The organism is Tepidimonas thermarum (assembly GCF_007556705.1).
In the GTDB taxonomy this organism is placed as follows: Bacteria; Pseudomonadota; Gammaproteobacteria; order Burkholderiales; family Burkholderiaceae_C; genus Tepidimonas; species Tepidimonas thermarum.
The window spans coordinates 1-877 of record NZ_VJOL01000120.1; the positions used below are offsets into that span (position 1 = coordinate 1).

Annotated in this window: 1 protein-coding gene; it reads left to right on the forward strand. The window is 69.8% G+C overall.

From position 1 onward, the window contains the following. On the forward strand, positions 1–877 hold an 877-nt coding region (locus Tther_RS13180), incomplete at both ends, for a thiamine pyrophosphate-dependent enzyme (RefSeq protein WP_246099055.1).

Here is an 877-nt window from a genome sequence, read left to right on the forward strand (position 1 = left end):
AGCGGCCACCCCGGCGCCCCCATGGGCATGGCCGAAATGGCCGTGGCGCTGTGGAGCCGCCACCTCAAGCACAACCCGGCCAACCCCGCCTGGGCCGACCGTGACCGCTTCGTGCTCTCCAACGGCCACGGCTCCATGCTGATCTATGCGCTGCTGCACCTGAGCGGCTACGACCTGCCCCTGGAGGAGCTCAAAGCCTTTCGCCAGCTGCACAGCAAAACACCGGGCCACCCGGAAGTGGGCATCACCCCCGGCGTGGAGACCACCACCGGCCCGCTGGGGCAGGGCATCGCCAACGCGGTGGGCATGGCGCTGGCCGAAAAGCTGCTGGCGGCCGAATTCAACCGCCCCGGCCACACCATCGTCGACCATGACACCTACGTGTTTTTGGGCGATGGCTGCATGATGGAGGGCATCAGCCACGAGGTCTGCTCGCTGGCGGGCACGCTGCGGCTGTCCAAGCTGATTGCCCTCTACGACGACAACGGCATCTCGATCGACGGCCACGTCGAGGGCTGGTTTGCCGACGACACCCCGGCGCGCTTCGAGGCCTATGGCTGGCATGTCATCCGCAACGTCGATGGTCACGACACCGAGGCGGTGGACGCCGCCATCCGGCTGGCCAAGGCGCAGGCGCGCCGCCCCGATGGCAAGCCCACGCTGATCTGCTGCAAGACCGTCATCGGCCAGGGCTCGCCCAACAAAGCCGGGACGCACGATGTGCACGGTGCCGCCCTGGGTGCAGCCGAGGTGGCCGCGACGCGGCAGGCGCTGGATTGGCCGTACCCGCCGTTCGAGATCCCGGCCGAGCTCTACGCCGCCTGGGACGCGCGCGCCCACGGCGCCGCCGCCGAGGCCGCCTGGCAGCGGCGCTTTG